Consider the following 7,780-nt stretch of genomic DNA (forward strand, 5'->3'; position numbering starts at 1 on the left):
GAACGATGAGCGCGGCGCGGTGCGACCCTAGCGTGGACGGGTGCAGCACCTGAGAGCGTCCCTGAAAGAGGCACTGCGGGCGCGGCCGTACATCTTCGACACCGCCGTGGCCATCTGCGTGTACGCGGTCATCCTCATGGCGACGTCCGCGGGGCCGGGCCCGGGGCCCGAGCTGACGCCGGGCCTGGCGGTGGCCGGGGTGGCGGTGTCCGGCGCCCTGGCGTTCCGGCGGCGTCGGCCGCTCGGCGTCCTCGCCGTCACCGTGGCCGGGACCGTCGTGCACGACGCGGTCGCGTCGTCCCGGAGCCCTCTCATCCTCGCCGCCATGGTGGCCACCCTCTCCACCGCGACCCTCGTGCCGCGCAGGACGGCATGGGTCGCGGGCACGGCGGCCGCGCTCACCCTCGCGGTGAGCCGGATGCTGACCTCGCATGAGACATGGCTCCACCCCGAGATCGTGGGCCTGGTCGCCTGGCTGGGCATGGCCACGGCGGCAGGCGACGCGCTGCGCAGCCGGCGCGCGTATGTGGCCGCCATCGAGGAGCGGGCGCGCCGCGCCGAGCAGACGCGCGAGGAGGAGGCCGAGCGCAGAGTCATGGAGGAACGCCTGCGGATCGCCAGGGAGCTCCACGACGTCCTGGCGCACCACATCGCCCTCATCAACGTCCAGTCGCAGGTCGCCGCGCACGTGCTCGACGACGAGCCGGCCCAGGCACGTGAGGCGCTGGGGCACATCAGGCTCGCGGGCCGCGCCGCGCTGGAGGAACTGCGGACCACCGTGGGCCTGCTCCGCCGGCCGGGCAGCCCGGACGAGTCCCTCACCGAGCTGGTCACAGAACCGGCGCCGGGGCTCGACCGGCTCGACGACCTGATCGGTTCGTTCACGGCCGCCGGGCTCGCCGTCGACTTCCGGATGGAGGGCGACCCGCGCCCGCTCCCCGCGCCCGTCGAGCTGGCCGCCTTCCGGGTGACGCAGGAGGCGCTGACCAACGTCAGCAAACACGCCCCGCGCGCCCGTGCCACCGTCCGGATCGTCTACACACCGCGGGATCTCGTCGTGGACGTCGCCGACGACGGCGGCCCGCTCAAGGCCCCCGCGGACGCCGGCCACGCGGGCCACGGGCTGGTGGGCATGCGTGAGCGGGCCCTGTCGGTGGGCGGGACGTTCACCACCGGCCCGTCCGTGACAGGCGGCTTCCGGGTGCTGGCCGTGCTCCCCGCCGCGCTGGGCGTGAGCTCGGCATGACGGGGGTCTCCCCGATCCGCATCGTGATCGCCGACGACCAGGCGCTGGTCAGGGCGGGATTCCAGATCCTGGTCGACTCCGCGCCCGACCTCGCCGTGGTGGGGCAGGCGGCCACCGGCGACGAGGCCGTACGGCTCGCGCGGGCGACCCGGGCCGACGTGGTGCTGATGGACATCCGCATGCCCGGGATGGACGGCCTGGCCGCGACCCGGGCGATCACCTCCGACGGTGAGCTCTCCTCGGTCAAGGTGCTGGTCCTGACGACCTTCGAGATCGACGAGTACGTCTTCGCGGCTTTGCGCGCGGGGGCGAGCGGGTTCCTCGGCAAGAGCGTGGAGGCGGGCGAACTGCACGATGCGATCAGGCTGATCGCGCGCGGCGACTCCCTGCTGTCGCCGGTGGCGACCAAGAGCCTGATCGCCCGGTTCCTCGCGGGCCCGGCGTCCACCGTGGAGCACGTGCCCGAGGACCTCGACTCCCTCACCGACCGTGAGCGTGAGGTCATGATCCTCGTGGCGGCCGGGCTGACCAACGACGAGATCGCCGAGCGGCTCGGCATCAGCAGGACGACGGCCAAGACGCACGTCAACCGGGCGATGCTCAAGCTCGGCGCGCACGATCGCGCGCAGATGGTGATCATCGCGTACGAGACCGGGCTGGTGCGCCCGGGATCCCGCTGACCCCGTCCGCGGTGTAACCGTCCGCTGGCCGCTACTGCGATCGCGGTACCCGAAGACCGTCCTCGCGTCGGACGAGTCGGGTCCCCGCGCACGCGAGCCTTGAGACATCACGACGGGCTGCCGTCGGCCCGGGCCGAAATCGCATGAGCCCCGGTCATATGAAGAGAAGTGGAACGATGTCCTTTCTGGCCAGATTGAGCCTCGCCAACCGGGGGCTGGTCGCGCTCCTGACCATCATGGTGGTCGGGTTCGGCGCGTATACGATCCCGGCGATCAAACAGCAGTTGCTGCCCTCGTTATCCCTCCCCACCGTGTCGATCATGTCGTCGTACCCGGGAGTGGCGCCGCAGATCGTCGAGGAGCAGGTGACCGTGCCGCTCGAGGACGCGGTCCGCGGCCTTGCGGGAGTCACCGGGGTCACCTCGATATCCAGGGAGTCCGGCGCGACGGTCGGGGTGGTGTTCGACTTCGGCGCCGACATCGACGCCGCGCAGGCCCAGATCCAGCAGGCGATCAGCCGGGTGTCCGCGCGGCTGCCCGTCGGCGTCGACCCTCAGGTCCTCGCGGGAAGCACCGACGACCTGCCGGTCATCCAGCTCGCCGCGGGATCGACCGGCGACCAGCGCGTGCTCGCCGCCAAGCTGAACTCCCAGGTCGCTCCCGCGCTCAGCGGAATCGACGGAGTCAGAGACGTCTCCGTCAGCGGCGCACGCGACCAGGTCGTCACCGTGACGCCGGACGACGACGAGCTGGCCCGCCACGGTCTGACCGCGGCCGCCGTGGTCGGCGCCATCCAGGCGGCCGGCGCCCCCGTTCCCGCCGGCACCCTCACCCAGTCGGACCGGACGCTGACCGTGCAGGTGGGCAAGGGCTTCACCGGCGTCGACGACCTCAAGAACCTCTACCTGACCCCCGCGCCTCCGGCCTCCGCCGGTGGGACCGCCGGGCCTCCCGCGGGCCGCCCGGCCGGCCGGACCGCGCCCGCCCCGGTACGGCTCGGCGACGTCGCGAAGGTCACCCTCGGCCTCGCCGACACGACCACGCTGACCAGGACGAACGGCAAGCCCAGCCTGGCCGTGTCGATCACGATGAAGTCCGGCGGCAACGCGGTGTCGATCTCCGACGCCGTCCGGGCGAAGCTGCCGGAGCTGACACGGGGACTCGGCGGGGACGCGCAGCTCACCGTGGTGTTCGACCAGGCGCCCTCCGTGCGGGAGTCCATCAACAGCCTGACCACCGAGGGCCTGCTCGGCCTGGTGATGGCCGTGCTGATCATCCTCGTCTTCCTCGCGTCGATCCGCTCAACCATCGTGACGGCGTTGTCGATCCCGCTGTCGGTGCTCATCGCGCTGATCGCCCTGTGGGCGCGGGATTACTCGCTGAACATGCTGACCCTCGGCGCGCTCACCATCGCGATCGGCCGCGTCGTGGACGACTCGATCGTGGTGCTGGAGAACATCAAACGCCACCTGTCGTACGGCGAGGCCAAGCGGCAGGCGGTGGAGAACGCGGTCCGCGAGGTGGCGGGCGCGGTCACCGCGTCGACGCTGACCACGGTCGCGGTCTTCCTGCCCATCGCGTTCACCGGCGGCCTCGTCGGCGAGCTCTTCAGCCCGTTCGCGGTCACGGTGACCGTGGCGCTGCTGGCCTCGCTGCTCGTCGCCCTCACCATGGTGCCGGTGCTCGCCTACTGGTTCATGAAGGCGCCGCAGGGGGCCGACGCGGAGGCGATCCGGGTCCAGGCCGAGGAGCGGGAGCGGCACGGGTGGCTCCAGCGGGCGTACGTCCCGGTCATCCGGTACGCGACCGAGCACAGGTTCAGGATCGTGGCCGCGGCTCTGGTCATCTTCGTGGGGACGCTCGCGCTGGTCCCGAGGCTGCAGACGAGCTTCATCGACGGAACCGGCGAGAACACCGTCAACATCACCCAGACCCTGCCCGTCGGCACGTCGCTGGCGAGCGCCGACGCCAAGGCCAAGCAGGTCGAGCAGGTCGTCACCGCGACGAAGGAGGTCGAGTCCTACCAGGTCACGGTGGGCGGGCGTAACAACGTCAACCCGGGCGCCAACTCCGCCGGCGGCGGCGCGGCGCGCGCCGGATTCTCGCTCACGCTGAAGGACGGCAGCGACGTCACCGCGGTGCAGGACTCCCTGCGTGACCGCATCGCCAAGCTGCCCGATGTCGGCGAGATCCAGGTCGGGCAGTCGGGCGGCCTCGGCGGCAACGGGCTCGAGGTCGACGTGCAGGCGGCCGAGCTGGACACGCTGTCGGCCACGGCCAAGCAGGTGCAGCAGGCCATGACCGCCGTCCCCGGTGTGACCGAGGTGACCACCACCATCGCCGACACCGCCCCTCGCCTGGAGGTGACGGTGGACCGGAAGAAGGCCGCCGCACACGGGCTCACGGAGATCGCCGTCGGGCAGGCCGTGACGCAGGCGCTGCGCGGCAGCACCGTCACGCAGCTCAACCTCGACGGGGCGAACGCGGCCGTGATCGTGCGCCCGGTCGGCGCTCCGGCGTCGCTGGCCGCACTGCGCGGCCTCACGCTCGTGGGGAAGACCACCCTGGCGGACGTAGCGACCGTCCGCGAGGTCGACGGGCCTGTTCAGCTCACCCGCATCGACGGCAAGCGCAGCGCGACGATCTCCGGCAAGGCCTCGGGCTCCGACCTCGGGGCGACGAACACCGCCCTGAAGAAGCGGCTGGACGCGCTCAAGCTCCCGGCGGGCGCCACCTACACGATCGGCGGCGTCAGCGCCGACCAGCAGGAGGCGTTCGGCAACCTCGGTCTCGCCCTCGTGGCGGCGGTGGCGCTGGTGTTCCTCATCATGGTGGCCACCTTCCGGAGCCTCATCCAGCCGCTGGTGCTCCTGGTCTCCATCCCGTTCGCCGCGACGGGAGCGCTCGGGCTGCTCCTGGTCACCGGCACGTCGCTCGGCCTGGCCGCGATGATCGGCATGCTGATGCTCGTCGGCATCGTGGTGACCAACGCCATCGTCCTGCTCGACCTGATCAACCAGTATCGGGATCAGGGCATGTCGCTGCACGAGGCCGTGGTCGAGGGCGGCAGGCGGCGGTTGCGTCCCATCCTGATGACGGCCCTGGCCACCATCTTCGCGCTGCTGCCCATGGCCCTGGGCATCACCGGAGGCGGAGGCTTCATCTCCAAGCCGCTCGCCGTCGTGGTGATCGGCGGTCTGATCAGCTCCACGGCGCTCACGCTCATCCTGGTCCCGACCCTCTACACCATGGTCGAGAACCGCAAGGAGAGGCGCCGGCTCCGGGGTGCCGTACCACCGGTCCCGGAACGCACTCCCGAGCCCGTGGGCACCGCGGCGGGTTAGGACCCGGAAGCGGCCGTGTCGCGCACGTGATGATCCACGAGATCGAGCGGCGCGCGCACGGCCGCGTTCGGCCTCCGAGTCGAGACCGTCGCCACCGAGAGCGACCAGGCGAGCGTGGCGTCGGAGACGGTCAGCACGGCCAGGTCCCGGGCGTCCCGGGCACCTGGCTTGACCGGCGACGTCCTGGCCCCGGCCGCACGACGCCTGGGCGGAAATATTCGAGGGCTCAAGTTTGTCGCTAGTGGCCAGAGGCTCCCAGGCTTCTTTGCCCTCGAGGGCCTGATCGTAGGAGGCTGTTTGCCATGCCCAGTTCCACCGCACATGTCGCGACTGACGCCGCCGCTCGGTACGCCAAGCAACTCGCGTCCCACCTCGGCCGCAAGGTCGCGGTCGAGGACCTGCCCGGCGACGGCTACCGGCTCGCCTTCTCCGCCGGGGAGGGGACCCTCACGCCGGAGGCGGACCGGCTCGTCATGCGCGCCACCGCCTCGGACGCGGAGTCCCTCGCCACCGTGCAGGACGTCCTCGGCCGGCACCTGGAACGGTTCGGCCAGCGACGCGAGCTCGTCGTGACCTGGCAGGAGGACGCCTCATGACCGGCATCACGGCATGAGACGTCGCGGGTCCGTCCGGTGACCGGGACGCTGTACGCCATCAGCGACCTCCACATCGGCTATCCGGAGAACCGCGAGATCGTCGCCGGGCTGCGGCCGGAAACGGGCGACGACTGGCTGATCGTCGCCGGCGACGTCGCCGAGACGCCCGCCGACATCGAGTGGGCGCTCGGCACCCTCTCCGACCGCTACGCGAAGGTGATCTGGGCTCCCGGCAACCACGAACTGTGGACCACCGCACACGACCCGGTGACCCTGCGCGGCGTGGCGCGTTACGAGCACCTCGTCGGCATCTGCCGCGATCTCAAGGTGTCCACTCCCGAGGATCCGTACCCCGTGTGGAACGGCCAGGACGGGCCCGTCGCCGTCGCCCCCCTGTTCGTGCTCTACGACTACAGCTTCCTTCCCGCCGGGACCTCGACGAAGGACGAGGGCCTGGACTACGCGCACGGGACGGGCATCGTCTGCTCCGATGAGTTCGTGCTGCATCCGGATCCCCATCCGTCGCGAGAGGCCTGGTGCCACGCGAGGGTCGAGCAGACAGAGCGCCGCCTGGCGGGGCTCGGGCTGCCGACCGTGCTGGTCAACCACTTTCCACTCGTCCGGGAGCCGACGAGCGTCCTGCGCTACCCCGAGTTCGCCATGTGGTGCGGAACCGAGCGGACCGCCGATTGGCACACGCGTTTCCAGGCCGCGGCCGTCGTCTACGGCCACCTGCACATCCCCCGGACGACCTGGTACGACGGGGTCCGGTTCGAGGAGGTCTCGCTGGGCTACCCGCGAGAGTGGCGGCTGCGGGACGAGGGGCCGGCCCAGCCGCGCGCCATCCTGCCGGGGAGCCCGGGATGATCGGCGAGATCCTTCCTGCGTGGGTGACGGTGGCCGAGATGTCCGATGACGCGCCCGAGGACACGCTGTTCCCCGAGGAGGAACCGCTGATCGCGCGCGCCGTCGAGAAGCGGCGACGCGAGTTCATCACCGGACGGCACTGCGCGCGGACGGCGCTCGCCCGCCTGGGGGTGCCTCCTGGCCCCATCCTCCGCGGCGACCGGGGCGCGCCGCAGTGGCCGTCCGGCACGATCGGGAGTATCACGCACTGCTCCGGATATCGCGCCGCCGCCGTCGCGACGTCGACGTCCGGAATCACCATCGGCATCGACGCCGAACCGCACGGACTTCTGCCCGACGGGGTGCTCGAAACGGTCGCCTCTCCGGAGGAGATCGCCGCGCTCGACCGGCTGCGCAACGGGAATCCGCAGGTGAGCTGGGACAGGATCCTGTTCAGCGCCAAAGAGTCGGTCTACAAGGCCTGGTTTCCTCTCACTGGGCGTTGGCTCGACTTCACCGAGGCCACGGTCGATGTCGATCCCTCGGGACGCTTCACCGCGACGCTGCTGATCTCTGATCCCCGGATGGGAACCGACCGGCTGGCAGGCAGATGGATCGTCGCCGACGGATTTCTCGCCACCGCCATCGCACTCCCCCGCGTCGTCCCGGAGCACGACCGCTCCATGTGACGGCGGGGTCTCGGGGATTCACGGCCTCGTGATCCCGCAAGCTCGACCGGCTCGCGGGGCGCGGCTCCGCAGGCATGGCGGTGTGCCCGCCCTCGGGGTTCAGGAGGGCGGTATGTCGTCGTCGACGTGTATCGGCTGGGGTGGTGGGTGGGTATCCCGCTGGCCGGCCGGGTGGTCGGTCCAGATGGGGGTGTGTTCCCAGGGGTGGGATGGGACGTCGGTTTCCGCTGTGGGGTGGTCGGTGGTGTGAGGGTTGGGTTCGGGGAGGGGTTCGATGATCGGTGGGGGTTGGACGGGGTAGCGGTGGCCGGTTCGGCTGATCCAGGTCAGGTGGCCGGGCGCGGTCTGGGTGAGTTGCCAGCCGTGGTCGCGGAGGTCA

At 71.2% G+C, this 7,780-nt stretch carries 8 protein-coding genes; 6 read left to right on the forward strand and 2 right to left on the reverse strand.

The annotated features are described in order from the left end of the window. The first annotated feature begins 40 nt into the window (after positions 1–40). The 3 genes from Psi02_RS24350 (at position 41) to Psi02_RS24360 (ending at position 5,270) form a co-directional block, all read left to right on the forward strand. The gene (locus Psi02_RS24350; protein WP_203977956.1) at positions 41–1,246 is read left to right on the forward strand and encodes a sensor histidine kinase; all 1,206 of its coding nucleotides are present in this window, start codon (positions 41–43) and stop codon (positions 1,244–1,246) included. Then, complete coding sequence (locus Psi02_RS24355; RefSeq protein WP_203977957.1) at positions 1,243–1,926, forward strand: response regulator transcription factor; 684 nt, start codon at positions 1,243–1,245, stop codon at positions 1,924–1,926. The genes Psi02_RS24350 and Psi02_RS24355 overlap by 4 nt, the downstream gene beginning before the upstream one ends. Positions 1,927–2,102: 176 nt before the next feature. After that, positions 2,103–5,270, forward strand: coding sequence for an efflux RND transporter permease subunit (locus Psi02_RS24360; protein WP_203977958.1), 3,168 nt, complete (start codon positions 2,103–2,105; stop codon positions 5,268–5,270). Here Psi02_RS24360 and Psi02_RS24365 read toward each other — a convergent pair. Beyond that, positions 5,267–5,500, reverse strand: a complete 234-nt coding sequence (locus Psi02_RS24365) for a hypothetical protein (protein ID WP_203977959.1) — start codon at positions 5,498–5,500, stop codon at positions 5,267–5,269. The two genes, Psi02_RS24360 and Psi02_RS24365, sit on opposite strands and share 4 nt — an antisense overlap. A 72-nt stretch (positions 5,501–5,572) precedes the next feature. Between Psi02_RS24365 and Psi02_RS24370 the strand changes: the two genes are divergently transcribed. The 3 genes from Psi02_RS24370 to Psi02_RS24380 are packed head-to-tail and all read left to right on the forward strand — an operon-like array spanning position 5,573 to position 7,401. Continuing rightward, positions 5,573–5,866 (forward strand): DUF2218 domain-containing protein, encoded by a 294-nt coding sequence (locus tag Psi02_RS24370; protein WP_203977960.1) that lies wholly within the window; start codon positions 5,573–5,575, stop codon positions 5,864–5,866. Positions 5,867–5,902: 36 nt separating this feature from the next. Beyond that, entirely contained in the window at positions 5,903–6,733 is an 831-nt protein-coding gene (locus Psi02_RS24375) for a metallophosphoesterase family protein (RefSeq protein ID WP_203977961.1), read from the forward strand. After that, the gene (locus tag Psi02_RS24380) at positions 6,730–7,401 is read left to right on the forward strand and encodes a 4'-phosphopantetheinyl transferase family protein (RefSeq protein ID WP_203977962.1); all 672 of its coding nucleotides are present in this window, start codon (positions 6,730–6,732) and stop codon (positions 7,399–7,401) included. The genes Psi02_RS24375 and Psi02_RS24380 overlap by 4 nt, the downstream gene beginning before the upstream one ends. Before the next feature lie 99 nt (positions 7,402–7,500). Here the strand turns inward: Psi02_RS24380 and Psi02_RS24385 are convergent. Beyond that, positions 7,501–7,780: hypothetical protein (locus Psi02_RS24385; protein ID WP_203977963.1), on the reverse strand; the 280-nt coding region annotated here is incomplete at its 5' end.

The organism is Planotetraspora silvatica, assembly GCF_016863315.1.
GTDB lineage: Bacteria > Actinomycetota > Actinomycetes > Streptosporangiales > Streptosporangiaceae > Planotetraspora > Planotetraspora silvatica.